Below are 233 nucleotides of genomic sequence, written 5' to 3'. Positions count from 1 at the left end.
CTATGTACGGAATGGATAAGCGCTGAAAGCATCTAAGCGCGAAGCCAACTTCAAGATAAGATTTCCCACCGCAAGGGTAAGACCCCAGAAAGACTATCTGGTTGATAGGTCGAAGGTGTAAGTGCAGCAATGTATTTAGCTTATCGATACTAATAGGTCGAGGACTTGACCAATATTTATTTGATGTTCATTAATTAAAATATATATGCAGTTTTTAGAGTGTTAACTCTAAA

Annotated in this window: 1 rRNA gene; it reads left to right on the top strand. The window is 37.8% G+C overall.

Annotation, left to right across the window (positions count from 1 at the left end):
• Positions 1 to 173: ribosomal RNA gene (locus tag KGF45_RS19950) — 23S ribosomal RNA — on the top strand; the annotation flags it as partial.
• Between the last annotated feature and the right edge of the window lie 60 nt (positions 174 to 233).

Source organism: Clostridioides sp. ZZV14-6154 (genome assembly GCF_020657785.1).
Classification (GTDB): Bacteria; Bacillota; Clostridia; order Peptostreptococcales; family Peptostreptococcaceae; genus Clostridioides.
Note: the sequence above shows the minus strand (reverse complement) of the source record. Positions and strands in the feature narration are given on the sequence as shown.